We start from the raw sequence: 26,480 nt of genomic DNA, 5'->3' as shown, positions 1-26,480 counted from the left end.
CCGGCCGGTAGACGGGGGATTCTGCGTCACAAAGACGTCACAGATAAAGCTGAGGTTTAGGCGCCAAACTCAGCAGAAGAAACCTTGAGGGTCTCAAGCCACTGCTTGCGGGCGTCCAGGGCTTCCTGGGCCTTCTTGATCTTCTGGGCGTTGCCGCTGGCCTCAGCCTTGGCCAGGTCGGCTTCAAGACCGGCGATGGCGTCCTCCAGCTGGGTCAGCATGGAGTTAGCGCGAGCCTGCTTAGCCGGGTCGGTCTTCTGCCACTTGGCGTTCTCGGCGCGGTGGATTTCGTCCTGAACCTTACGCAGTTCCTGCTCAACGCGGCGCACCGAGTTGCGGGGTACGCGTCCGATAGCTTCCCAGCGGTCCAGAATACCCTCAAGGGTCTTCTTAGCCGCAGCGATGTCGGTAACGGGCAGAATGCCGCGGGCCTCTTCCAGCAGGGCTTCCTTAGCTTGCAGGTTAGCCTCAAATTCCTTATCCAGCTCAGCGTTCACAGCGGTGCGGGCGTCGAAGAAGACGTCCTGGGCTGCGCGGAAGCGGGCCCACAGGGCGTCATCTTCCTTGCGGGTGCCGCGGGGGGCTGCCTTCCACTGGTCCATCAGATCGCGGTACTTAGCGGCGGTAGCTGCCCAGTCGGTGGAGTTCTGCAGAGCCTCAGCCTCAGCGATGAGGGCTTCCTTCACGCGCTTAGCCTTGGCATTAGCCTCATCGAGCTGGGAGAAGTGGGCGCGGCGGCGGCGGTCAAAGCTGGTGCGGGCAGCGCGGAAACGCTTCCACAGCTCGTCCTCGATGCTCTTGGCCAGGTGGTGTTCCTTCTGGGTCTTCTTCCACTCTTCGAAGAGCTCGTTCATGCGGGCGTGGGAGTTCTTCCAGTGAATAGCGGAGTCGTCCTTAGCCACGATAGCCTCAGCCTCAGACACAATGGCCTCGCGGGCTTCGAGGGCTGCCTGGCGAGCTTCGGCGCTCTCGGTCTTCTCTGCTTCCTCACGCTCATTGATCTTGCCAACCAGAGCAACCAGGCGTTCCTGCAGGGCGGCGTAGTCGCCCACCATGTTGCGCACAGCAACCTGCTGGCCCAGGTGGGCAGCTGCCTTCTGCAGGTCAGCGGCCTTGGCCTTGCGCTCTACGCGCTCTTCGAGCAGGGCAACCTGGGCTTCAAAGTTCTCAAACTTACGGGCGAAGTAGGCGAGGGCTTCGTCGGCAGATGCGCCGGGTACCTGGCCTACGGCGTATTCTTCACCGTCAACGATAACGAAAACGTGGCCGTCCTCGTCCACGCGGCCGAACTTGCGGGCCTTGTCGAGGTCTACGTTGAGGGTGGTGTCGTCGGATTGGGTAGTCACCGCTATAACTCTTTTCGCATCAGTAGTGGGGGCGAACCCCCGTTTAAGTAATGAAAAGTGCACCAGACCGGGCCGTGTCGATAGGGCTGGTTGCCGCTTCGCGAAGAGGTGGCAATAATCTATCGGGCGCAGGTGGCGCAGTTACCAGCATAGCGTGTTTAGGGCGAAAGCGGGTGCAATTACCCGGCAGGTGCGCCTTCGGTCTAGTATTAAAGGGACTGTGCTCTGCTGTGAGACCGCTTGTTTCGCGAGGGCACGTTACCTACTTCGACCGTTTTCAACCGATAAAAGGGGAGCACATGGCTCGCAAACAATCGCTTTCTGGTTTTCCGGAGCACCTGCCCGAGGAACGCCTGGTAGAGAATTTTGTTCTCGATACTTTGCGAGAGACCTTTGAGCTTCACGGTTTTTCGTCGATTGAGACCCGTTCGGTAGAGACCATTGAGCAGCTGCTGCGCAAGGGCGATATCGATAAAGAGGTCTACGCGGTCTCCCGTCTGCTTGATGATGCGGACGAAGCCCGGGGCGGCAAGAAGGAAAAGCTGGCCCTGCACTTTGACCTGACCGTTCCCTTTGCCCGCTACGTGGTAGAGAACGCCGGCTACCTTTCCTTCCCCTTTATGCGCTACCAGATTCAGAAGGTCTGGCGCGGTGAGCGCCCCCAGGAGGGTCGCGCCCGCGAGTTCACCCAGGCCGACGTGGACGTCGTTGGCGACGGCGTCCTGCCCTTCCGCTACGACGTGGAACTGGCCCTGGTCATCGTCGATGCGCTCTCCAAGCTGCCGATTCCCGACTTCAAGCTGCGCGTCAACAACCGCAAGCTCTCCGAGGGCTTCTACCTGGGCCTTGGCTTGACCGACACCGCCGGGGTGCTGCGCAATATCGATAAGCTTGAAAAGATCGGTGCGGACGCCGTCGCCCAGCTTCTTAAGGACGAGGTCGGTGCTACCGATGAGCAGGCCGCTGCCGCCCTGAAGCTTGCCAGTATCCGCGCTGAAGATACCTCCTTTGCTGATCAGGTACGTGCCCTGGGCGTCACCCATGACCTGCTCGAAGAGGGCCTAGCTGAACTGACCGAGGTTATCGGTGAGGCAGCTAAGCGCGCCCCCGGCAAGGTAGTAGCTGACCTTTCCATCGCCCGCGGTCTGGACTACTACACCGGCACCGTCTACGAGACCGTGCTGGTAGGCCATGAACAGCTGGGTTCTATCTGCTCCGGTGGCCGCTACGAGTCCCTGGCCTCAAACGGCAAGAAGACCTACCCCGGTGTGGGCCTGTCCATTGGCGTGACCCGCCTGGTGGCCCGCATCCTGTCCCAGGGCTTTGCCGAAGCAACCCGCAAGGTGCCCACCGCCGTCCTCATCGCCCTCACCAACGACGATATGTGGTCAGGTGCCCAGGACGTCGCCGACGCCCTGCGCGCCCGCGGTATCGCCTGCGAGGTCTCAGCCACCGCCGCCAAGTTTGGTAAGCAGATTAAATACGCCGAAAAGCGCGGCATCCCCTTCGTCTGGTTCACCTCAGCGGGGGAGAACGGCGAACTCACCCACGAGGTGAAAGACATCCGCACCGGCGAGCAGGTAGCTGCTGACCCCGGTACCTGGGCCCCGCCCGCCGACGACCTGCACGTGCGCGTGCTCCCTACCGCCTAATTCACACCCGTCCAACCGGTGCCAGGCGCACCACAACACGGTAAAATCGGGAGCAAACTGAACTTAAGACAGTGCCACCCGGTACCGTGCCCCATCGAAAGGAACTCAGTGCTACGCACTCACACCCTCGGCGAACTAACCGCCGAGAACATCGGAGAAACCGTTACCCTCTCTGGCTGGGTAGCCCGCCGCCGCGACCACGGTGGCGTGGCCTTCGTTGACCTGCGTGACCGCGAAGGCGTCACCCAGGTTGTCTTCCACAACGAAGCCGACTTCGAGCACCTGCGCAACGAGTACGTCCTCAAGGTCGTGGGCGAAGTAACCCGCCGCCCCGAGGGCAACGAAAACCCCAACCTCACCACCGGTGAAATCGAGGTTATGGTCAAGGAGACCGAGGTGCTCAATACCTCAGCCCCCTTGCCCTTCCAGATTGATGAGCACGTTGAAGTGGGCGAAGAAGCCCGCCTCAAGTACCGCTACCTGGACCTGCGTCGCCCCGAGCCTGCTCGTCTCATGCGCCTGCGTTCAGAGGCCAACCGAGCCGCCCGCGAGGTTCTGCACGGCCAGAACTTCACCGAGGTAGAAACCCCCACCCTGACCCGCTCCACCCCCGAAGGTGCCCGCGACTTCCTGGTGCCCGCCCGTCTGGCACCCGGCTCCTGGTATGCCCTGCCCCAGTCACCCCAGCTCTTCAAGCAGCTGCTGCAGGTGGGCGGTATCGAGAAGTACTACCAGATTGCCCGCTGCTACCGTGACGAGGACTTCCGCGCTGACCGTCAGCCCGAGTTCACCCAGCTGGATATCGAGGCTTCCTTCGTTGACCAGGAAGACATCATCGACCTGGGCGAGCGTATCGTTGAGGCCGTCTGGAACCTGATTGACGTCAAGGTGCCCCGCCCCATCGAGCGTATTACCTACAAGGACGCCATGGAGAAGTACGGCTCTGACAAGCCCGACCTTCGCTTCGGCCTGGAACTCACCGAGCTGACCGACTACTTCAAGGACACCACCTTCCGCGTCTTCAAGGCACCCTACGTCGGTGCCGTTGTGATGCCCGGTGGCGCCTCCCAGGCCCGCCGCACCCTGGATGCCTGGCAGGAATGGGCTAAGCAGCGCGGTGCTAAAGGTCTTGCCTACGTGCTGATTCAGGAGGACGGCGAGCTGACCGGCCCCGTTGCTAAGAACATCACCGATGCTGAGCGTGAGGGCCTGGCTGAGGCTACCGGCGCCAAGCCCGGCGACTGCATCTTCTTCGCAGCCGGTGAGGCAAAGGCCTCCCGCGCCCTACTGGGCGCAGCCCGCGTGGAAATCGGCCACCGCACCGGGCTTATCAAGGAGGGTGACTGGTCCTTCGTTTGGGTTGTGGATGCCCCCATGTTTGAGTCAGCTGCTGACGCGACCGCGTCCGGCGACGTCGCCCTGGGCCACTCAGCCTGGACCGCAGTGCACCACGCCTTCACCTCACCCAAGCCCGAGTACCTGGATTCTTTCGACGAGAACCCCGGTGAGGCTCTGGCCTACGCCTACGATATCGTCTGCAACGGTAACGAAATTGGTGGCGGTTCAATCCGTATCCACCAGCGTGACGTGCAGGAGCGTGTCTTCAAGGTCATGGGTATTACCGAGGAAGAGGCTGCCGAGAAGTTCGGCTTCCTGCTGGAGGCCTTCAGCTTCGGTGCGCCCCCCATGGGCGGTATCGCCTTTGGTTGGGACCGCGTGCTGCAGCTGATCGGTGGCACCGATTCTATCCGCGACGTCATTGCCTTCCCCAAGACCGGTGGCGGCTACGACCCGCTGACCGCAGCCCCTGCGCCGATTACCGCGCAGCAGCGTAAGGAAGCCGGTGTGGACTTCAAGCCCAAGAAGGACGGCGAGAAGTAAACGCCCCTTCCCGGTAGGTACCATCTAAACCAGAAATACCCACGAACTAGGTGGGTATTTCTGGTTTAAATGGTCCTTTCTAGCCGGGAGTGAAAAATGCTTACCTTCCTCTTACCAATAGTTAAGACCTATAAGGAAGAGCTCGAACAGGAAACCAGACAAGAATCATCTAGAAAGTCTTGGAGATTCAGCCGCAACCGACGATAATTGAGTTAACTGAGAAAGGGGTACACCTGATGACTTCGATAGTAGTTACCCATTCACCAAAGTCGATTGATAGGGCTGGCCGTAAGGTCCAACATGTGTCTCAAAGCCGCCGACAGCAAGAAGTGGCAGAACAACTGAAAATTATTGCAGAGATTGAGGCTAATTTAGCAAAGCCTCGTTCATACTTTAAGAATCTTCGCCGGAAAGAACAGGCAAAGTAACCTGCAGGTAGTGGAGGGGGTGCCTCATCCGATGAGTCTGACCTTCACCCGGTAGGTACCATTTAAACCAGAAATACCCACGAACTAGGTGGGTATTTCTGGTTTTTCTGGTCTTTTCTAGGGCAGTTGATAGGCTAGAAGCGTCAGCCACCCTCCAGACAAAGGAGCACCCATGCGCGCAGTTCTTCAACGGGTTACCTCAGCCGCCGTCACTGTCGACGGCCAATCAGTAGGGAAAATTGACCAGCCAGGCCTGCTGGTTCTGGTGGGTATAACCCACGAGGACGGCCCCGCTCAGGTAGCTAAGCTGGCAGATAAAACCGCTAACCTGCGCCTCTTAGAAGGGGAGCGGTCTGTGCTCGATGAGGGTGCACCGGTGCTGGCGGTCAGCCAGTTTACTCTCTATGGGGATGCAAAGAGAGGGCGGCGTCCGTCCTGGTCGGCAGCTGCTCCCGGCCCGGTGAGTGAACCCCTCTTTGAGGCCTATGTGCAGGCCCTGCGCGACCTGGGGGTAACCGTGGAGACCGGCCTCTTTGGCGCCGATATGCAGGTCAGTCTATCGAACGACGGCCCTGTGACCCTGATTCTCGATACCGACTCCCTTTAAGGCAAGTTGACCGTGGAACCCTCTCTCTTCTTTTTTGATGATTCTCAGCCAGATACCGATAGCGAGCAGGTGACGCGTCGGCGGGAGCGGGCTCCGCTGGCCGTGCGTATGCGCCCCCGCACTCTCGATGAGGTGGTAGGGCAGAAGCACCTGCTGGGCCCGGGCTCACCTCTGCGGGTTCTGGCGGGTGAGGGGGGCGGGCCTGCGGGGCCGAGCTCGGTTATTTTGTGGGGCCCACCCGGTACAGGCAAGACTACGCTGGCCAACGTGATTGCCGGGGGAGCCGGGCGCAAGTTCGTTGAGCTCTCTGCTATTACTGCCGGTGTAAAGGACGTTCGCGCCGTGATGGAGCAGGCCCTTGAGGACCGCGATTTTCGCGGACTTACTACCGTACTTTTTCTTGATGAGATTCACCGCTTCACTAAAGCCCAGCAGGACGCCCTCTTGCCGGGTGTCGAGAACCGCTGGGTGGTGCTGGTGGCGGCAACCACCGAGAATCCCTCGTTTTCGGTGATTTCACCCCTGCTGTCGCGTTCTATTCTGTTGACCCTGCAGGGGCTCACCGATACAGATATTGCTGAACTGCTCCAACGGGCGGTTGCTGACGCCCGGGGTTTTGCCGGTGTGATTTCTCTGGATGACGATGCTGCTGCGCACCTGGTCAAAATGGCCAATGGGGACGCCCGCAAGGCTCTGACCTCTTTGGAAGCTGCTGCCGCTGTGGCGTTTGGTGAGGCTGAGGATGCCGGGGTTGAGTACTCCGTCAGTCAGCCTCTGCAGGTGACGGCTGAGCACGCGAGCTTGGCGGTCAACCGGTCGGTGGTGCGCTATGACAAGCAGGGGGATCAGCACTACGACGTCACCAGTGCCTTTATTAAGTCGATTCGCGGCTCAGACGTGGATGCCGCCCTGCACTATCTGGCGCGCATGATTGAGGCGGGGGAGGACCCCCGGTTTATTGCCCGCCGCCTGATTGTTCATGCCAGTGAGGATATCGGCATGGCTGACCCCACGGCCCTGACCGCCGCGGTGAATGCTGCCCAAGCTGTTCAGCTGGTGGGGCTACCCGAGGCCCGTCTGAATCTGGCGCAGGCGACGATTCATTTGGCGTCTGCCCCTAAGTCAAACGCTGTGTACCGGGCTATCGATGGGGCATTGGCGGACGTCCGCGCCGGCTTGGCAGGGCCGGTTCCCCTGCACCTGCGCGATGGGCACTACCCGGGAGCTGCTGCCCTGGGGCACGGCAGGGGCTATATCTACCCCCACGATGAAAAGAACGGAGTGGCCCGCCAGCAGTATGCCCCCGATGCACTTGTAGGGAAGGCCTATTACAGGCCAACGGTTTTTGGGGCGGAAAAGGAGCTGGGGGAAAGGCTTAAGCGCATTGGTGTGCTACGTAAAAGCTAGAGCGTACAGGCGCAGTTGGTTCAACAGCTGTCATTAGGTAGTGCAGGCTGCCTGACTAGACACCCAGTTTAATGGGATTGTGTATGACTTCCACCCAATTTTCTATCTTCTTGCAAATACGTATGTAATTTTGTGTATTATGGTTGTGTTACTTAAAGAAGTTCAAGTGTACTTCTTTAGATTGAACAACACGTCTTGATAACTCGCACTGAAGGTATACACATGACTCACCCTATTAGTCGTCGTTCCCTAGCTAAGGGTGCCGCATGGGCTGCTCCTGCTGTTATAGCTACAACCGCTATTCCTGCTTATGCAGCTTCTTCAACTTCTTGCTCAACTACTGCGATTGCTTCTATTGACGCCGCCTTTAAGGAGATGGAGACCTCCACTTTTACCGCCTACTGGACAGAGCCGTCGGTCGGCTTGGCAGACGGCTTTTCTAAGGTGCCCTCGTTTAACATCATTAACAACTCCAGCTACGATGTTGAACTCTCGGGCACCCAGGGACTTGTCGTTGAATTTGCTGCTGTGCGCGCCAATGGTGATACACGTTTACCCAATGGCCCACTGACCGCAGCAACCTCCTGGGGAAAAACTTCAAGGGTGACTGAAGCTGTGGTTGATGGCCAGGCCGCTCGTACCTGGACGTGGACTGCTACCGGAGAAAACCTGGTGGGCAACGCTCGTGGTAATGACAACGTTTCAGATACCAATTTCTCGACCGGAACCAATATTGACGGCATTAAAGTGAGGGCAACCCTAATTCAGGCCCCCGTCATTTACCCCACCCTGTCGAGCATTGCCACAAAATCAGGCCTAGACCTTGCCGCTTGTGAGGCCTACTACCAGTCCAAGCTCAGCACCGTGGTTCCTGTAACTATCTCGTTTGCTGGGCCCCTCTTTACCGAAGGGACTGCGATTTGGGGCAACGGTGGCACCACCCGCACCCTGTTCGGTGGTGCGACTGCCTGGTCTGTCGGAAGCTCTGTTTGGTCTAATGTTTCGGGTAACTACCGCAGCGATACTTACCCCCCGGGTGTTATCAACAACGCTACCGGCATCAGCAATAACGGTATCTTCTAAAATCCTCGTACGCATGCATAGTTTGCAGCCTTGGGATTAAAATTTGATTCCAAGGCTGCACATGGACTGTAGGGCGAAAGGACGACACGCAACATGTGCTAAAAAGCACATGGTTGGATGTTGGTCGGAAAGTTAGCTCGTTGCATCCTGATGTTTTTAATGGATCAAGTGCGATGCTATTAGGTATATCAATGAATTTGATAAGTCATGCTAGGGGTTATCGCTGATGTGAGGGTAGTTATGGGTACACACAGGATTGCGTGGCTCTTTAACTTTTGATGGAATCTGTTGATGAATTTTCCGTGATAAGCCTCTATGATGGTATTCAGACCTTTCATAGCGGGCAAGTCGCTGGCACTAGGGTGTGCTTGTACTCTATGAGGTCGTGTCTTTTTCACACCTTCTATGAGGATATAGAACACCATGACTCACAACGTTTCTCGCCGCACCCTTGCTAAGGGTGCCGCCTGGGCAGCACCTGCAGTTGTTGCAACCACTGCTATCCCCGCTTACGCAGCTTCATCCACATGCAGTACTGCAGCGCAGTATGAAGAAGCAATGGCCAAATACTTTGCCGATTTCGCTAGCAAGGTTCCCGACCTCAGCAACACCAAGCTACGTCTTTGGTATGTTGCCCCGCCTCACCCAAACGGTGGTGGTGATGGATTCATAACCGCTGGTGCACTTCGCGTACAGGGACAAAATGTTCCTGCGCTTATCTCTGCTAAAAATGACAAAAACTTTGGTCAGCAGTTTGGGTTCGAGTTCGGCATCCGTAACGTAGATACTTCCGGCGCAGTTAACCGTCTCTTTGCACCCCACTTGTCAGAACGAGTTGGCTCTTATAAAAACGTAACGCTGCCTAACCCCTACCATGCTTCTGGTGGGTGGGATACCCGTAACGGCAACACACCTTTCGGCGCTCCGGAAGCTGTTGGTGTAAACGATACAACTATCCGTCGTGATGGTGGCTGGTCATCGTCATTCGGGCAGTTTGAATGGAACCGCACTGGTGGCTGGCATGATTCTCTCGATGAAACTCAGTTTAAGGCAGCTTCACTGAACGGTGTAAATTACCTCAGCACCCGTTTCGCACTTGACCCGTCATTGCCTTTCTATCGTAACCAACTCTTCAGCGGTAACACCCAGGACCTCATCCGCCTGGCACCTCGTGACGGCACTGATCTCCGTAACGGCGGTGCAATCTACATTGCCTATGGCCTTCGCCCTATCGGTGTGCAACCTCCCACTTACCAGCAGACTCTGACTTACATCAAAGAAACTGTGAAGTGTACTTACCCGGCCAATTCTCCGACTCCGTTTGAAACCTTCTTCGAAAATGCCTACTACCGTTTAGTAGATGAGTGGGTTTCCCAGGGTAAGGGTCTGGGCGGACTCCAGGTTGTTTTCAGCGGCTGGGGCATTTCAGGCAACATCGAGGAAATCCCCGCTCCCGTTGGTGACTTCCTCTGGTCTCATGAAATCGGTAACTTTAATTCACATGCTGCCTATGAGGGTGAAGGTACCCGTTTTGTGGACACTACCACCGGTAGCGCCTGGGAGCAGGTCAATCGATATGCTGGTGGATTATGGGCTTCTCGAGATACCGGATTTGGCAAGCAGGTTTACTACCGTGATGGCATTTTCTAAGCCATGTAAATCCGTTTGTGCATAACCGCACACCCCTTTCTTCCCTGCCCGCTGCTGACAAGCGGCGGGCAGGCCTGTATGCTTAAAGCTTGGCTGGCAGACTACCCAAAACGCAGCGTCCGCCCCGGAATCGGGGCAGAAACTGATCACCGGGTAGCTCGTAGTACCGAGAGTGCGGCTGCTCTCTACTCTCCACCGCCCAAACCGTGGGCGGCCCACCGGAGGCCAGACCACCAGAACAATGGCACACCCACACCCGTGGGAAACGCTCAGCACACCACCGTATATGCGTTAAGAGCCGTGCCACCCGCTAAAGAAAAGGAATACGAACTGTGGCAAACCACAACCGTACCCGCCGTACCGTGCGTCAGTCACGTGCCCTCGGCATCGCACTGACCCCCAAGGCAGAAAAGTACCTCGAGCGTCGTCCTTACGGCCCCGGCCAGCACGGCCGCAGCCGCAAGAAGGCTGACTCAAACTACGCCGTACAGCTGCGCGAGAAGCAGCGTCTGCGCGCACAGTACAACATCCGTGAAGCACAGATGCGCCGCGCCTACCTCGAAGCAAAGCGCATCGAAGGCCAGACCGGTAAGAACCTGGTCGAGATCCTCGAAACCCGCCTCGACGCCCTCGTCCTGCGCTCAGGTTTCGCTCGCACCATCGCACAGGCACGTCAGCTCGTCGTACACCGCCACATCATGGTAGACGGCATCCGCGTTGACCGCCCCTCCTTCCGCGTCAAGCCCGGCCAGCTCATCCACGTTCACCCCAAGTCAGAGAAGATGGCACCCTTCCAGGTTGCAGCCACCGGCGCACACCAGGACGTCCTGCCCGACACCCCTGCCTACCTGAACGTAGAGATCGAGAAGCTCCACGCAAAGCTCGAGCGCGCACCCAAGCGTGAAGAAATCCCCGTGACCTGCGAAGAGCAGCTCGTGGTTGAATACTACTCACGCCTGGCCTAATCACGCCAAGCTTAACCAGCCCGCCCACCTGCACCCACACGGGAACAGGGGAGCGGGCTGGCTCCTTAATGCCGTGTAAAGTAAGATTGTTATCAAATCGTGTCCTTTAACAGCCGGGTAACTCGGCAGAAAGCAGGAAAGCCATGAGCGGAGCAGATATCGCGGGCCTCATAGCCGCAGGCGTATTCGCGATTCTCGTAGCCCTGCTAGCCCTGCCCATCATCAAACTCGGCAAGGTCTTCGACGAACTCACCGCAACCATTCGGTCCCTCAATAACGAAACCACCCCCCTCATCGGTGAAGTCACTAAAACCGTCGCCAGCACCAACGCCCAGATCGAAAAGGTTGATAACATCACCAGCAACGTTTCTGACGCCTCAGCAAACGTTTCTGCTCTCTCGTCACTGGTCACCTCAACCGTAGGCCAGCCCCTCATCAAGGTTGCAGCTTTCTCTCACGGTATCCGCAAGGCGGTAAAGGGGGACGGCGGTGCGCCAGCTAGTTCACACCAGGCAGCACCCCGAACCGAAAGCCAGGGTTTCACTGGAACCTCACCCGAAGGCCACTAAATGGGACTGCTCAAAAACTTACTCCTTATCGCAGGTGGAGCCGCCGCAGGCTATCTTGCCTCACGCTCCCGCACCTCAGCACCGGCGTCCACCGACCTTGAAGTCTCAGCGAATCATCCCCTGCAGCGCTTCACAGCAGAAGGTAGCACCATGGCTCAATTCTTTGACTCAAAATACGGCGCCCCCTTTAAAGGTGCCGCCCTCAAGGCCATCGGCTTCGCCGCGACCGTCAAAGCGGGCATGGACGAAAAAGAAGCAGAACTCAAAGACCGCTTCGACGCCCAGGCCAAGGACGCCCGCCCCGGCTCCCTCGACACCTGGCAGCAGGGGAGCGAGCCCCAGCAACTAGCGGGCGACCAGCTCATCGAATCTGTTGCCCTGCCACAGGCCGGAAGCCTGGAAGAACGAGAAGCCGATATCAGGCGCCGCCTAGAGCGCGATGCCGAACTCGGCAAAGACTTCTTCGCATAAGCGAACCACCCCAAGATTTACTACCAACTGAAGGAAGAAAGCCTCGATGCTCTCACAGGAAATCTCAAAGCGCTGGATCGAATTCTTCGAAAAGCGCGGGCACACCGTAGTACCCTCAGCGTCACTGGTCTCACACGAACCCGGTGCAATGTTCACCATCGCGGGCATGGTGCCCTTCATTCCCTACTTCCTGGGCCGTGAAACCCCCAAGTTCTCCCGCGCAGTGAGCGTGCAGAAGTGCATCCGTACCCTCGATATTGAAGAGGTGGGTAAAACCGCCCGTCACGGCACCTTCTTCCAGATGGCCGGTAACTTCTCCTTCGGTGACTACTTCAAGAAAGAAGTCATCCCCTGGGCCTACGAGCTGTTGACCTCATCCATTGAAGATGGCGGTTACGGCCTTGACCCCGAGCGTCTCTGGGTTACCGTCTATGAGGGTGACGACGAAGCCTACGACATCTGGGTCAACGACGTAAAGTTCCCCGCCGAACGTATCCAGAAGATGGGCATGGCAGAGAATTACTGGTCCACCGGCCAGCCCGGCCCCGCAGGCCCCGACTCCGAAATCTTCTACGACCGCGGCCCCGAGTACGGTAAGGAAGGCGGCCCCGCAGCCGACGACGACCGCTACATCGAAATCTGGAACCTGGTCTTCATGCAGTACCAGCGCGGTGAAGGTACCGGCAAGGACAGCTTCGAGATTCTGGGTGACCTGCCCAAGAAGAACATCGACACCGGCCTGGGCGTAGAGCGCCTGGCCATGCTGCTACAGGGCGTAGAGAACTTCTACGAAACCGACCAGGTGCGCCCCGTCCTCGATGCCGCAGCCAAGCTCTCCGACAAGAAGTACCACGGCTCCGAAAACGCCAACGACGAAGGCTACGAAGACGACGTGCGCATGCGCGTAGTAGCCGACCACATCCGCTCTTCTCTCATGCTCATTGCAGACGGTGTAACCCCCTCCAACGAGGGCCGCGGGTACATCCTGCGCCGCCTGATGCGCCGCGCTATCCGCGCCATGCGCCTGCTGGGCGTCACCGAGCCCTGCCTGCCCGTCCTTTTCCCCGCTTCTAAGGACGCCATGGCTGGTGCCTACCCCTACGTAGCCGAAGACTTCGAGCGCATCTCCCGCATCGCCTACGCCGAAGAGAAGGCCTTCCTCAAGACCATCGAATCAGGCACCACCCGCCTGGAAGAGGCTGTTGCCTCAGCCAAGGCCTCTGGTAAGGGCGAAGTCTCAGGTGCAGACGCCTTCGCCCTGCACGACACCTACGGTTTCCCCATCGACCTGACCCTCGAAATGGCCGAAGAAGCCGGCGTGAAGGTCGACGAAGCCCAGTTCCGTGCCCTCATGGAAGAACAGCGCCACCGCGCCCAGGCCGACGCTAAGGCCAAGAAGGGCGGCATGGCCGACCTCTCAGTCTTCCGCGAACTGGCCGACGAACGAGGCTCCATCTTCACCGGTTACGACGAGCTGCGCACCGAAACCACCCTGCGCGCTATCCTGGTCGACGGTGTTTCTGTACCTGCGGCGTCCGCAGGTCAGAAGGTTGAAATCGTACTCGACGAAACCCCCTTCTACGCTGAGGCTGGCGGCCAGGCCGCAGATACCGGCGTCATCACCGGTAACGGCTTCACTATTGACGTTTCAGACGTCCAGCAGCCCGTCAAGGGTCTTTCTGTGCACCGCGCGGTTGTGCGCGAGGGCGAAGTTGTCGCAGGTACCCCCGTTGTTGCCCAGGTTGACGTACAGCGTCGCCGGGACGGCGAAAAGGCCCACTCCGGTACCCACATCATCCACGCAGCCCTGCACCAGGTACTCGGTAACGAGGCAACCCAGCGCGGCTCCTTCAACAAGGAAGGCTACCTGCGCTTCGACTTCGCCTGGGGCGAGGGGCTCTCCGATGCTGCCAAGCAGGAAGTTGAAGAGGTCGCTAACACCGCTATCCGCGACAACTTCCAGACCATTACCCGCGAAATGCCGCTGGACGAAGCCAAGAAGCTCGGCGCCATGAGCCTCTTCGGCGAAAAGTACGGCGACATCGTGCGCGTGGTCGAAATGGGCGGCGACTTCTCCCGCGAACTCTGCGGTGGTACCCACGTCGGTTCAACCGCTCAGATCGGTTCGCTGACCCTGCTCACCGAGCAGTCCGTCGGTTCAGGCAACCGCCGCGTTGAAGCCCTGGTCGGCCTGGACTCCTTCAACCACCTGGCTGCCGAGCGTACCCTGGTTAACCAGCTGACCGGTCTGATGAAGGTGCAGTCCTCCACCGAACTGCCCGAAAAGATCAACCAGACCCTGGCCAAGCTCAAGGAAGCTGAGAAGGAACTGGCTAAGCTCCGCAAGGAAAAGCTGCAGGCTGAGGCCGGTAAGCTGACCGAAACCGCCCAGATGGTGGGCTCCGTCCGCACCCTTCTGCACAACGCAGGGGAACTGGATGCCAACGCCGTGCGCGAACTCGCTCTTGACCTGCGCTCACGCCTGGGTGAGGACGCTGCTACCGTAGCAGTTGCCGGTGTGAACAACGGCCGTCCGGTTATTCTGGTTGCCACCAACCAGGCCGCCCGCGATGCCGGTGTTAAGGCGGGCGCCCTCGTCCGCGTCGCTGCCGGTGTGCTCGGCGGCGGTGGCGGTGGTAAGGACGACGTCGCCCAGGGCGGCGGCCAGGACGCCACCAAGATCGACGAAGCCTTCACCGCTATCCGATCCACCATTTCAGAGCTGGGGGCCTAACCCAGTGACCTTCACCAGAGGCCGCCGCATGGGAGTCGACGTGGGCAATGCCCGCGTCGGCCTTGCCCTGTGCGACCCCGACGGCATACTCGCAACGCCCCTCAAGACCCTCCGTCGCGACCTGAAAAAGAACTCAGACCGGCGGGTACTTCGCAAGCTCATTGAGGTTAACGAAGTCACCGAAGTCTTTGTGGGGCTACCCAAGACCATGCGCGGGGGAGAGAGCCCCTCGACCCTCATGGCCCGCGAGTATGCCGAGGCCCTGGTGCAGGAACTTGCTGCTGACGATGCCTCCGTGCCCGTGTGGCTGGTCGATGAGCGACTCACCACGGTGAGCGCCCACCGCTCGCTCCACGAGGCCGGGGTTTCAAGCAGAGAATTCAAGACCATGGTTGACCAGGTTGCTGCCGTCAATATCTTGCAGCATGCCGTCGATACCCTCAAGGCTGGTCAGCATCTGGCCGGTTACCGTGTTGAGCTCACGATCCCTCACGATGAGCTTGATTCCAGCACCTCCAACGACGAAACGGAGAACCCGAATGTCTGAGAACTCGAGTTCTAGCCGCCCGCCGCGCCGCCGCACCAAGAACCAGCAGACCGATCTTGACGGCCTGCTGGGCTCAACCGAAGACGGAGCTAACGGTGGGTTCTTCACCGCCGTCGACGAAGAGGAATACACCGCAGCAGACCGTGACCGCACCCGCCGTCGCTCCCGCAACTTTGTGATTTCCGCAGGCCTTGTGTTTGCGGTCGCCCTGGTGCTGGTCGTATCGATTCTGGCCCCCCAGTACGGCTGGTTCGAACGTAAGGATTACGCGGGCGAGGGCAACGGCACCGAAGTCACCTTCACTATTCCCGAGGGCGCATCGGCTATTAGCATCGCTAACTCTCTGGAAGAGCAGGGCATCATTGCAAACGCCGACCGTTTCTTGCAGGAGTACTCAGATAAAGGCCAGGACCAGTTCTTCCAACCCGGTGAGTACACAATGCAAGAAGAAATGAGCAGCGCTGCTGCTCTGGGTGAGCTCCTGCGTTTTGACGAAGCCAACACCAACTACGTGGCGGTTGCCCGCACCTGGCGTATGGATAAGACCTTTGAAGCTCTTGCTACGGGCACCGGTATTAGCGCCCAAGAGTTCAAGGCATTATCAACCGACCCCACCCGCTTCGGTATTCCTTCACAGTTCCCGACCATTGAGGGCTTCCTCTTCCCGGGCGAATACCGCTTCCCCAAGGACGCCGGTGCTGAAGAAATCCTGCAAATGATGGTTGATAACACCTTCAACGCTCTAGAAGAGGCCGGTGTTTCTGGCGATGACCGAATCTTCCACGTGATTACCGTTGCCTCAATCCTGGAGTTCGAAGGTCGCGAGGCTGACTACTACCCGATTGCCGGTGCTATCGAGAACCGCCTGAATAACCCAGATGGCGAAACCAGCGGCTTCCTGCAGTCCGATGCAACCGTTGCCTACGGTCTGGGTATTCAGAGCTACCATATCTCTAATGAACAGAAGCAGGACGCCAGTAACAAGTACAACACTTTCTACTACAAGGGCCTGCCCGAAGGTCCTATCGGTTCACCCGGTCTAGCGGCTATTAAGGCAGCTGCCAACCCTGAGAAGAACGATTACTACTTCTGGGTCACCGTTGACCTCTTCACCGGTGAGACCCTCTTCGCTAAGACCTACGAACAGCATCTGAAGAATGTTGAAGTATACGATGAATTCTGTAAAGCTCACGAGGGTGTCTGCTCCTAATGAGTAAGCAGGTTACCGAGTGCCCCAAGGCTTATGTCTTGGGGCACCCCATTAAGCACAGTAAATCACCCCTGCTGCATCTGGCCGCTTACCGGGCTATGGGGCTTGAGATGGGCTACGACCGGCTAGATACTCGCGAGGACCAGCTGGCCGACGTTTTTGCCCGCTACACTCCCGAGCGGGGCACCCGCGGCTTTTCTGTCACCATGCCGCTGAAATCAGCGGTCAAAGAGCAGCTGGACTATCTGACCCCCTTTGCCCAAGCGGTCGGTGTGGTCAATACCGTCTACTGGCGGCACGATGCTGATGGTCAGTTGACCTGCTGGGGCGATAACACCGATGTGTCGGGTATCGTCAATGCCCTGCGCCAGGCCGGTTTCGTCGGCAAGCCTGCTCGTGCTGCGATTATTGGTGGCGGTGGTACCGCTACCGCAGCCCTCGCTGCCCTGCGCGCCATGGGGGCGGACGGCGTCCGCGTCTTTGTGCGCGATGCTGGCCGGGCTCAGGGGGTTGCGGACGCCGCCACCCGCCTGGGCCTGCACCTTGACTTCCTGCCCATCGATAGCTTCGCAAAAAGCTATGCGGAGTTTGATGTAACCGTTTGTACCCTGCCTGCTGGAGCAGCCGATGGGCTGCTGGCTACCGCTGAACAGGGTGAATCTGCGGGCTACCTGCTGGATGTCTCCTATGACCCCTGGCCCTCGGTTCTAGCGGGGGAGTGGGAAGCTCGCGGCGGTACCGTGACCAGCGGCCTTGAGATGCTGATGTACCAGGCAGTAGACCAGGTCAAGCTCTTTACCGGCCACGACAGGAGCCACCCCTTACCCCGGCAGGACGAAGTGCTCACCGCCATGCGTCAGGCGGTAGGGCTACCGGTTACAGACTTTGAACCCGAATCGGTGAACGAATCAGCCTGGCTCACACGCTGAGACTACTCGTACCGAATCGTGAAGTAGCGGTTTGCTATCGACCGCTATTTTTGGAAATCTTAGAACACAAGACCCACAGGCAAACGTAAAGAAGGTTAGAGATGCTACGTTGGCTCACAGCCGGTGAATCCCACGGCGAAGCCCTGGTAGGAATTATTGAAGGCGTACCGGCAGGTGTCGAACTTACCAGCGAGATGGTGCGCGATGCTCTAGCCCGCCGCCGCCTCGGCTACGGCCGTGGTGCCCGTATGAAGTTCGAAGAGGACCGCGTGCGCATCCTCGGCGGTGTCCGTCACGGTAAAACCCAGGGCGGCCCTGTAGCCATCGAAATCGCCAACACTGAATGGCCCAAGTGGGTTGATGTAATGTCATCAGACCCCGTTGATCCCGCCCTGATTGAGGGGCGCGCCCGCAACGCGGCCCTGACTCGCCCCCGCCCCGGCCACGCAGACTTCGCCGGTATGCAGAAGTACGGATTTGACGAGTCCCGCCCCGTCCTTGAACGCGCCAGCGCCCGCGAAACCGCAACCCGCGTAGCCCTGGGCGTCGTTGCGGCCCAGATTCTTAAGGCTCTCGGCGTAGAACTGGTCAGCCACACCACCGCTATCGCTGAGGTAGCAGCCCCCGCCGACGCCCCGCGTCCTACCCCTCGCGATGTTGCTGCCCTCGATGCCGACCCTCTGCGCTGCTTCGACGCCGCAACCTCCGAAGCCATGGTCGCTACCATCGATAAGGCCCACAAGGACGGCGAGACCCTGGGCGGTGTGGTAGAAGTTCTGGCCTACGGTCTTCCCCCGGGACTCGGCTCCTACGTGCACTGGGATCGCCGCCTCGATGCCCGCCTGGCCGCAGCCCTCATGGGTATTCAGGCCATTAAGGGCGTAGAAGTTGGCGACGGCTTTGAAACCGCCAAGCGCCCCGGCACCCGCGCCCACGACGAAATCGTACCCGGTGAGCACGGCGTCCAGCGCGTCTCAAACCGCGCAGGCGGTATCGAAGGTGGCATGACCATCGGTGACCTGCTCCGTGTACGCGCCGCCATGAAGCCCATCGCCACCGTGCCCAAGGCCCTGGCTACCATCGACACCTCCACCGGTGAAGTTGCCCGCGCCCACCACCAGCGCTCAGATGTCTGTGCTGTGCCCGCAGCCGGCGTTGTCGCAGAAGCCATGGTCGCCCTAGTGCTGGCAGAGGCAGCCCTCGAAAAGTTCGGCGGCGACTCCATCACCGAAACCCGCCGCAACATGGACTCCTACCTGGCAGCCATCCCCGAATCCCTGGCTTGGGAATCCAACGTAGCAGGGTGGGACGCCTAACCATGACCCCCCGATCACGTGACCACGCGATCGACATGACCGAGGTGCTCGCACCCAACCAGGTGCGCGAGGTGCAAGAAACCTATATCGAAAAATCCCGCCCGGTCGTGATCATCGGCCCCATGGCGGCGGGTAAGTCGTATATAGGCACGCACCTCGCGCGCTTCTACGGCTACGAGTTCCTCGACTCTGACCACCTCATCGTCGAAAAATACGGTGAGGTGTCACAAATCTTTGCTGACTACGGCGAAGCTGAGTTCCGCCGTATCGAGGCTGAAGTAATCCGTGAGGTGCTCACTTCACCTGCCCGGCGCAACACCATCTTCTCCCTGGGCGGGGGAGCGCCCATGACCCCCGAGGTGGCACGGGTGCTCAAAGATGAAACCGTTATCTACATCAAGGTTGACGCTGAAACCGTAGCCCCCCGCATCCAAAACAGCAAAACCCGACCCCTGCTCCAGCCCAACCCGGTACAAAAGTGGACCGAAATTTTCGAGGCCCGCCGGGACCGCTATGAAGAGCTCGCCAGCTACACCCTGGATGCCTGTGGCGGCAGGGGAATTGCCGACATGGCAGCCGAAATTCAGAACTTCATCATCAAGAACCGAAAGGGTCAAGCGTGAGCGACCAGGCCACCACCGTCATACCCGTCACCGGCACCCAGCCTTCAGAAAACTACGACGTTTACGTAGGCCACAACCTGCTCGGCACCATCCCCGACATTCTGGGCAAGCGCACCCAGCGCATTCTCGTCATCCACCCCCGAGCCTTGCGCTCCACCGGTGAGCTGGTGATGGAGCAGATGCGTACAGCGGGCTATGAGGCCTATTCGGCTGAAATTCCGGACGCCGAAGAGGGCAAGCACATCCAGGTCGCCGCTTTCTGCTGGCAGGTACTGGGCCAAAACGACTTCACCCGCACCGACGCAATTATTTCCGTAGGTGGCGGCGCCGTCACCGACCTTGCTGGCTTTGTGGCAGCGACCTGGCTGCGCGGCGTCCGCGTTATCCACATCCCCACCACCCTGTTGGGCATGGTGGACGCCGCGGTCGGCGGCAAGACCGGCATCAACACCGCAGAGGGCAAGAACCTGGTGGGGGCCTTCCACCCGCCCGCTGCCGTCCTCTGCGAACTGGGTGTGCTGCGCACCCTGCCGCAGCATGAGCTGCTCACCGGTATGGCCGAAGTGATTAAGTGCGGCTTCATCGCAGACCCGGTGATTCTCGACCTGATTGAAGCGAACCCCGGCAAGATTCGGGACTCCCAGTCTGAGGTAGTGCGAGAGCTCATTGAGCGCTCTATCCGGGTTAAGGCTGAGGTGGTGTCTGAAGACCTGAAGGAGTCGGGCCGCCGCGAATTCCTGAACTACGGGCACACCCTGGGCCATGCCATCGAGCACGCAGAACGCTACCAGTGGCGCCACGGGGCTGCCGTAGCTGTGGGCATGGTCTTCGCCGCTGAACTGTCCCTCGCCGCTGGCTACCTTGACGAGGCAACCGTTGAGCGAACCCGCGCTATCTGCACCGCCCTCGATCTGCCCACCACCTACCCGGCAGACCGCTGGCCCAAGCTGCTTGAAACCATGCGCCGCGACAAGAAGGCCCGCGGCAACATGCTGCGCTTCGTCGTTCTGGAAAGCCTGGGCAAGCCCCGCATCTATGAGGTGCCCGATGACTCGATCCTGTTTATGACCTACCAGGAAATTGCCAGCTAGGTGTGAAACTCGCTAACTAATAGCGCAAAGCGGCGGGGGAGCCGGTAGACTGGTCTACGGTTTACCCCGCAACGCTTATTGAAAATTTCAGTTTAGAGGAGAGTCTGTTGGCTACTACCGCAGATATCAAGAACGGTGTCGTTCTCAAGATTGACGGCAACCTCTGGTCCGTCATCGAATTCCAGCACGTCAAGCCCGGCAAGGGCGGCGCTTTCGTCCGTACCAAGCTGCGCAACGTCACCTCAGGCAAGGTAGTTGATAAGACCTTCAACGCCGGCGCCAAGGTTGAGACCGCAACCGTCGACCGCTCCGACTACCAGTACCTCTACCAGGACGGCACCGACTACGTCTTCATGGATATGAAGACCTACGACCAGATCAACGTATCAGAGGTCACCGTTGGCGACGCCGCCAAGTTCATGCTCGAAAACCAGACCGCAACCATCGCCATGCACGAAGGTTCACCCCTCTACATCGAGCTTCCCGCCTCAGTCGTCCTCGAAATCACCTACACCGAGCCCGGCCTGCAGGGTGACCGCTCCACCGGCGGCACCAAGCCCGCAACCGTCGAGACCGGCGCCGAGATTCAGGTGCCCCTCTTCCTCGAAACCGGCACCAAGGTCAAGGTCGACACCCGCACCGGCGATTACCTCGGCCGCGTCAACGACTAAGTACCGTGAATTCAAGAACCAAAGCTAGACTTCGCGCCCTCGAAGTCCTGTTTGAGGCCGATCAGCGCGGCGATGACGTCATTGACGTCCTGATTCGCCGTCGCACCTACACCTCAGCGCAGATTTCGCTCTACTCCGAGCAGATTGTTCGTGGCGTACGCGACCACGACGAAGAGATTCGCGAGTACATCGAAACCTACGCCCGGGACTGGACCATGGACCGCATGCCCAGCGTGGACCGCGTGGCCCTGCGGCTCGGCGCTTGGGAGCTCCTCTTCAACGATGAGATTCCCGATGCCGTAGCTATCTCAGAGGCTACCGGCCTGGTTCGCCTGCTGTCGACCGACGATTCACCCAAGTTTGTGAATGGCCTGCTCGACCGCCTGCGCCAGGTGAAGCCCACCCTGCTGGCCTAGGCCCATAGGTACCATCTAAATCAGAAAAACCCACCAACGAGGTGGGTTTTTCTGATTTAAACGGTACCTACTGAAAACTGTCTCAAATTCAGCCGCGGTGAGGGGTGGACGTGATACATTGAGGTGTGACAGCAACCTTTAAGTCCGTCCTGTGAGGCGGGGAAGGAGGCCGGCACATGACCGATACCACCGGTGTACCCACCGACGTATCTGCAGGAGCCCACCGGGTTATCCTGGAGTCAGCCGACATCGAGCGAGCTCTAACTCGCATCGCCCATGAAATTCTTGAAGCCAATAAGGGCAGTGAGAACCTGGTTCTTCTAGGTATTCCGCGCCGCGGCTTCCCGTTAGCTGAGCGTCTGGCAGCAAAGATCGCCCAGACCGACTCTGACTTCAATCCCGCTTTTTCTCTGGGACAACTCGACATCACTATGTACCGTGATGATTTACTCTCAAAACCTGGGCGGACGCCTGAGCCCACCCGCCTGCCCGCAGCGGGGATTGAGGGGCGCACCGTCGTCCTCGTTGACGATGTACTTTTTTCAGGGCGCACTATCCGTGCCGCCCTCGATGCCCTCAAGGACTACGGCCGCCCCGATACCGTCCGCCTCGCTGTGCTGGTTGACCGCGGCCACCGCCAGCTTCCCATCCGCGCAGATCACGTGGGAAAGAACCTGCCCACCAGCACCCATGAATCGGTTAAGGTGCTACTTTCGTCCATCGACGGTGAGGACGACAAGGTGATTATTTCTCAGCCCGCCCACTCCACCACCTCAGCCCAGGAAGGAGGGGAGTAGCCGTGCGTCACCTGCTCGATACCAAGGATCTCTCCCTTGACGACGCCCTCAACATTCTCGATACCGCCGACTACATGGGTGAGGTCGGCCAGCGCGAAGTCAAGAAACTCCCCGTGCTCCAGGGGCGCACTGTGGTCAACCTCTTCTTCGAAGACTCGACCCGCACCCGCCTGTCCTTCGAAGCTGCCGAAAAGCGTCTGTCTGCCGACATCATCAACTTCTCGGCCAAGGGCTCATCTGTCTCTAAGGGGGAGTCGCTCAAAGACACCGCCCAGACCCTGGCAGCAATCAACGCCGACGCCGTGGTGATTCGCCACAGCGCATCGGGTGCCCCCCAGCGTCTAGCTGAAGCTGGCTGGATTGACGTGCCCGTGCTCAACGCCGGTGACGGCACCCATGCCCACCCCACCCAGGCCCTGCTGGACGCCATGACCCTGCGCCAGTTCAAGGCCCAGGTTGAGGGGGTAACAACCCGCGGCCTTACCTTAGAGGGTATGCGAGTAGCGATTGTGGGCGATATCCTGCACTCCCGTGTGGCCCGCTCCAACCTCTGGCTGCTTCACACCCTGGGAGCAACCGTCAAGTTCGTTGCCCCGCCCACCCTGCTCCCGGTAGATATCGAAAGCTGGCCGGCAGAGATTTACTACAACCTCGACGATGCCATCGAGTCGGGAGTTGACGCGGTGATGATGCTGCGTATCCAGAAAGAACGCATGAACGCGGCCTTCTTCCCCTCATCCGAAGAATACTCCCGCCTGTGGGGGCTGACCCCTGAGCGCTTTGCCCGCCTTGATGCGTCCGCCCACGAAACCGCCATTTTGCACCCCGGCCCCATGAACCGCGGCCTCGAAATCTGCGCAGAAGCAGCAGATTCGCCCCGTTCCTGGGTGCTCCGTCAGGTCACCAACGGTGTATCCGTCCGTATGGCTGTGCTCTACCTGCTCATGACCGGTGGCTCCGCCAACGATTTCTACCCCGGCTCCTAAGCCCTGGACGAAAGAGAAACAATGACTGAAACTGTTTACCTCATCAAGGGCGCCTCACTGCTTGGTGAGAAGACCGCCGATATTCTGATCAAGGGCGGCACTATCGCCGAGATTGGTGAAAACCTTGAGGACGCCGCAGCTCAGGTGGTTGAGGCCCAGGGGCTGATTGCTCTCCCCGGCTTGGTCGACCTGCACACCCACCTGCGCGAACCTGGCCAGGAAGATGCCGAAACCGTTGAAACCGGTACCCGTGCCGCAGCTCTGGGTGGCTACACCGCCGTCTTCGCTATGGCCAACTCCAACCCCGTTGCTGACACCGCCGGTGTGGTGGAACAGGTCTATGAACTGGGAAAGAACTCGGGCTGGGTTAAGGTGCAGCCCATCGGAGCTGTGACCGTTGGCCTGGCAGGGGAGCGCCTCTCCGATATCGGGGCTATGGCTGAATCCCGTGCCCAGGTTCGTGTTTTTTCAGACGACGGCATGTGCGTCTGGGACCCCGCCCTGATGCGCCGAGCCCTCGAATACGTCAAGACCTTCAACGGTGTCATCGCCCAGCACGCCCAGGAACCCCGCCTGACCGAGGGCGCCCAGATGAATGAGGGTAAGGTTTCTGCCGAGCTCGGTCTGGCCGGTTGGCCCGCTGTCGCTGAAGAATCCATCATCGCCCGCGACGTGCTGCTGGCAGAACATGTAGGCTCCCGTCTGCATATCTGCCACCTCTCAACCAAGGGCTCCGTTGAAATCGTGCGCTGGGCCAAGGAACGCGGCATCAAGGTAACCGCCGAGGTCACCCCCCACCACCTGCTACTGACCGACGAGCTGGTGCGCACCTACGATCCCGTCTACAAGGTCAACCCGCCCCTGCGCACCGAAGAGGACGTACTGGCCCTGCGTCAGGCAGTTGCCGACGGCATCATCGACATCATCGGCACCGACCACGCACCCCACCCCGCCGAATCCAAGGACTGCGAGTGGGCCTGCGCGGCTAACGGTATGACCGGCCTGGAACAGGCCCTGTCTATCATCCAGAAGACCCTGGTTGATACCGGCTACATCACCTGGGCAGACGTTGCCCGCATCATGAGCACTAAGCCCGCCGAAATCGGCCTCGCAGCCGACCAGGGGCGTCCGCTCGAAGCGGGGGAGCCCGCCCACCTGGTCTTGGTTGACCCCGCAGCCACCCGCGTCATTGACCCTGCCGCTCAGGCAACCAAGGGTAAGAACAACCCTTACCGGGGTCTGGAAGTTCCCGGCGCGGTCGTAGCCACCTTCTTCGGCGGCCACCCCACCGTGCTCGACGGTAAGCTCAACACCCCGACCGCAAACTAACCGCTAGGAGCGCCCGTGTCTGACAAGCTAATTCCCACCCTGATCCTGGCCCTTGTTGCCGCCCTCATCTTCTGGGCTATGTGGCAGGGCTGGAAGAGTAGGAAGCAGCGTCAGGTTCACACCGGCACCCTGCTCGATGTGCCTGAGCGCTACGACGACGCCGAATCCCTGCTTGCGGTACCCGGCACCTACGTTGCCACTACCGTCATGGGGGACTGGCTCGACCGTATCGCCACCAACACCCTGGGCGTGAAATCAACCGGTGTCTTCTTCGTCTACGAGGACGCCGTCATCATCATGCGCAACGGCTCCCAAGATATCTGGATTCCCGCCAGCGACATTATCGGTGTGCGCACCGAAGCCGGTATGAACGGTAAGTTCGTCGAGAAGGACGGCCTGGCCGTCCTCTCCTGGTCACTCAACGGCAACCCCGTCGATACCGGCTTCCGCACCCGCTATGCGGCTGACAAAAAATCAATCCTCGATGCCGTTGCAGCTATCGCGCCCCAGGCAACCGTCGGCCACGACACTCTGGCCCGCCCCTAAGTTTCCACCTGCTGATTGCAGGTGACTACACCAACCAACAGGAAGTGTGTGAATGTCCCACCCAGCACCCACCCCACGTGCAGCAGTACTCGTCCTTGAAGACGGTACCTTCTACCGCGGCGAAAGCTACGGCGCTACCGGCAAGACCCTTGGCGAAGCGGTCTTCTCAACCGGCATGACCGGCTACCAGGAAACCCTGACCGACCCCTCCTACGCGGGGCAGATCGTGGTTCAGACCGCACCCCATATCGGCAACACCGGCGTTAACACCGAGGACGCCGAATCCCGCAAAATCTGGGTTGCAGGCTACGCCGTGCGCGACGCCGCCCGCCGCCCCTCCAACTGGCGCTCAGAGCGTTCCCTCGACGAGGAACTGGTAGAGCAGGGAATCGTCGGCATCCAGGGCATCGACACCCGCGCCCTGACCCGCCACCTGCGCAGCGCCGGTTCCATGCGCGCCGGTATCTTCACCGGTGCAGACGCCGAGCTTCCCTTGGCAGACCTGGTTGCCCAGGTACAGGCAGCAGCCGAAATGAAGGGCCAGAAACTGGCTGACTCCGTTTCTATCGAAGAGGCTTACATCGTAGAACCCGCTGACCAGGGCTGGGAGGGTGACGTCAAAGCCACCTTGGTTGCCCTCGACCTGGGTATCAAGGCCATGACCCCGAAGCGCTTTGCCGAGCGCGGCGTCCGCGTGCACGTGCTGCCCGCAACCGCCACCCTCGAAGATATCACCGCCCTCAACCCCGACGGTGTCTTCTTCTCCAACGGCCCCGGCGACCCCGCAACCGCGGACGACCAGGTTCAGCTCCTGCAGTCCGTCCTGCGCACCGGCACCCCCTTCTTCGGTATCTGCTTTGGCAACCAGCTGCTGGGCCGCGCCCTGGGCTTTGGCACCTACAAGCTGCCCTTCGGCCACCGCGGTATCAACCAGCCCGTCATGGACCGCACCACCGGCAAGGTAGAAATCACCGCCCAGAACCACGGCTTTGCCGTAGACGCCCCCCTGGATGGAGCCGTCACCGCACCCAACGCTGAATTCGGTCGCGTCGAAGTTTCCCACGTAGGACTCAACGACCAGGTAGTCGAGGGCCTTCGCTGCCTCGACATCCCCGCCTTCTCGGTGCAGTACCACCCCGAAGCAGCCGCTGGCCCCCACGACGCTGCCTACCTCTTTGACCGTTTCATCGATCTCATGCTCGAGAAGAAGAACTAAGGACACCGAA

At 59.7% G+C, this 26,480-nt stretch carries 24 protein-coding genes; 23 read left to right on the top strand and 1 reads right to left on the bottom strand.

The window, feature by feature from the left end; genetic code table 11:
• Positions 1 to 56: 56 nt before the first annotated feature.
• A complete protein-coding gene (locus L6758_RS02280; RefSeq protein WP_237205275.1) occupies positions 57 to 1,346 on the bottom strand; it encodes a DUF349 domain-containing protein in 1,290 nt (429 codons plus the stop codon).
• A gap of 299 nt (positions 1,347 to 1,645) precedes the next feature.
• On the opposite strand from L6758_RS02280, the gene hisS reads away from it, so the two are divergent.
• From hisS to carA, 23 genes are all read left to right on the top strand, one after another.
• Entirely contained in the window at positions 1,646 to 2,998 is a 1,353-nt protein-coding gene (hisS, locus tag L6758_RS02275; protein ID WP_237199409.1) for a histidine--tRNA ligase, read from the top strand.
• 108 nt (positions 2,999 to 3,106) lie between these two features.
• Complete coding sequence (gene aspS, locus L6758_RS02270; protein ID WP_237199408.1) at positions 3,107 to 4,879, top strand: aspartate--tRNA ligase; 1,773 nt, start codon at positions 3,107 to 3,109, stop codon at positions 4,877 to 4,879.
• 600 nt (positions 4,880 to 5,479) lie between these two features.
• Positions 5,480 to 5,914, top strand: coding sequence for a D-aminoacyl-tRNA deacylase (gene dtd / locus L6758_RS02265; RefSeq protein WP_237205274.1), 435 nt, complete (start codon positions 5,480 to 5,482; stop codon positions 5,912 to 5,914).
• A gap of 69 nt (positions 5,915 to 5,983) precedes the next feature.
• A complete protein-coding gene (locus L6758_RS02260; protein ID WP_237205355.1) occupies positions 5,984 to 7,321 on the top strand; it encodes a replication-associated recombination protein A in 1,338 nt (445 codons plus the stop codon).
• Positions 7,322 to 7,543: 222 nt separating this feature from the next.
• Positions 7,544 to 8,404 carry a hypothetical protein gene (locus tag L6758_RS02255; RefSeq protein ID WP_237205273.1) on the top strand — a complete coding sequence of 287 codons (861 nt, stop codon included), beginning with the start codon at positions 7,544 to 7,546 and terminating at the stop codon, positions 8,402 to 8,404.
• 423 nt (positions 8,405 to 8,827) lie between these two features.
• A complete protein-coding gene (locus L6758_RS02250; protein ID WP_237205272.1) occupies positions 8,828 to 10,054 on the top strand; it encodes a hypothetical protein in 1,227 nt (408 codons plus the stop codon).
• Positions 10,055 to 10,386: 332 nt separating this feature from the next.
• Entirely contained in the window at positions 10,387 to 11,019 is a 633-nt protein-coding gene (gene rpsD / locus L6758_RS02245) for a 30S ribosomal protein S4 (protein ID WP_083091092.1), read from the top strand.
• Between the two features lie 143 nt (positions 11,020 to 11,162).
• Entirely contained in the window at positions 11,163 to 11,588 is a 426-nt protein-coding gene (locus L6758_RS02240; RefSeq protein WP_237205271.1) for a DUF948 domain-containing protein, read from the top strand.
• A complete protein-coding gene (locus tag L6758_RS02235; protein WP_237205270.1) occupies positions 11,589 to 12,059 on the top strand; it encodes a peptide chain release factor 4 in 471 nt (156 codons plus the stop codon).
• 46 nt (positions 12,060 to 12,105) lie between these two features.
• Entirely contained in the window at positions 12,106 to 14,793 is a 2,688-nt protein-coding gene (alaS, locus tag L6758_RS02230) for an alanine--tRNA ligase (RefSeq protein ID WP_237205269.1), read from the top strand.
• Positions 14,794 to 14,821: 28 nt separating this feature from the next.
• The gene (gene ruvX / locus L6758_RS02225) at positions 14,822 to 15,340 is read left to right on the top strand and encodes a Holliday junction resolvase RuvX (RefSeq protein ID WP_135012387.1); all 519 of its coding nucleotides are present in this window, start codon (positions 14,822 to 14,824) and stop codon (positions 15,338 to 15,340) included.
• On the top strand, positions 15,333 to 16,550 hold the full coding sequence (gene mltG / locus L6758_RS02220) for an endolytic transglycosylase MltG (protein ID WP_237205268.1): 1,218 nt from the start codon (positions 15,333 to 15,335) through the stop codon (positions 16,548 to 16,550). The genes ruvX and mltG overlap by 8 nt, the downstream gene beginning before the upstream one ends.
• Positions 16,550 to 17,479 (top strand): shikimate dehydrogenase, encoded by a 930-nt coding sequence (locus L6758_RS02215; protein WP_237205267.1) that lies wholly within the window; start codon positions 16,550 to 16,552, stop codon positions 17,477 to 17,479. The genes mltG and L6758_RS02215 overlap by 1 nt, the downstream gene beginning before the upstream one ends.
• A 101-nt stretch (positions 17,480 to 17,580) precedes the next feature.
• Positions 17,581 to 18,795, top strand: coding sequence for a chorismate synthase (aroC, locus tag L6758_RS02210; RefSeq protein ID WP_237193836.1), 1,215 nt, complete (start codon positions 17,581 to 17,583; stop codon positions 18,793 to 18,795).
• A gap of 2 nt (positions 18,796 to 18,797) precedes the next feature.
• Positions 18,798 to 19,418 (top strand): shikimate kinase, encoded by a 621-nt coding sequence (locus L6758_RS02205; RefSeq protein ID WP_237185725.1) that lies wholly within the window; start codon positions 18,798 to 18,800, stop codon positions 19,416 to 19,418.
• Positions 19,415 to 20,509 (top strand): 3-dehydroquinate synthase, encoded by a 1,095-nt coding sequence (aroB, locus tag L6758_RS02200; protein WP_237205266.1) that lies wholly within the window; start codon positions 19,415 to 19,417, stop codon positions 20,507 to 20,509. The genes L6758_RS02205 and aroB overlap by 4 nt, the downstream gene beginning before the upstream one ends.
• A gap of 107 nt (positions 20,510 to 20,616) precedes the next feature.
• Positions 20,617 to 21,180, top strand: a complete 564-nt coding sequence (gene efp, locus L6758_RS02195) for an elongation factor P (protein WP_237205265.1) — start codon at positions 20,617 to 20,619, stop codon at positions 21,178 to 21,180.
• A gap of 5 nt (positions 21,181 to 21,185) precedes the next feature.
• Entirely contained in the window at positions 21,186 to 21,596 is a 411-nt protein-coding gene (gene nusB / locus L6758_RS02190) for a transcription antitermination factor NusB (protein ID WP_237205264.1), read from the top strand.
• Between the two features lie 176 nt (positions 21,597 to 21,772).
• On the top strand, positions 21,773 to 22,393 hold the full coding sequence (gene pyrR / locus L6758_RS02185; protein ID WP_237205263.1) for a bifunctional pyr operon transcriptional regulator/uracil phosphoribosyltransferase PyrR: 621 nt from the start codon (positions 21,773 to 21,775) through the stop codon (positions 22,391 to 22,393).
• Positions 22,394 to 22,395: 2 nt separating this feature from the next.
• On the top strand, positions 22,396 to 23,379 hold the full coding sequence (locus L6758_RS02180; RefSeq protein ID WP_237205262.1) for an aspartate carbamoyltransferase catalytic subunit: 984 nt from the start codon (positions 22,396 to 22,398) through the stop codon (positions 23,377 to 23,379).
• Between the two features lie 21 nt (positions 23,380 to 23,400).
• A complete protein-coding gene (locus L6758_RS02175) occupies positions 23,401 to 24,708 on the top strand; it encodes a dihydroorotase (RefSeq protein WP_237205261.1) in 1,308 nt (435 codons plus the stop codon).
• 15 nt (positions 24,709 to 24,723) lie between these two features.
• Entirely contained in the window at positions 24,724 to 25,254 is a 531-nt protein-coding gene (locus L6758_RS02170; protein ID WP_237185719.1) for a PH-like domain-containing protein, read from the top strand.
• Between the two features lie 52 nt (positions 25,255 to 25,306).
• The gene (carA, locus tag L6758_RS02165) at positions 25,307 to 26,470 is read left to right on the top strand and encodes a glutamine-hydrolyzing carbamoyl-phosphate synthase small subunit (protein WP_237205260.1); all 1,164 of its coding nucleotides are present in this window, start codon (positions 25,307 to 25,309) and stop codon (positions 26,468 to 26,470) included.
• The last annotated feature ends 10 nt before the right edge of the window (positions 26,471 to 26,480 follow it).

Origin of the sequence: Rothia nasimurium (genome assembly GCF_928382285.1) — a bacterium.
Lineage (GTDB): Bacteria > Actinomycetota > Actinomycetes > Actinomycetales > Micrococcaceae > Rothia > Rothia nasimurium_E.
The sequence above is the reverse complement of the archived record's forward strand: the minus strand, read 5'-3'. Positions and strand labels throughout refer to the sequence as shown.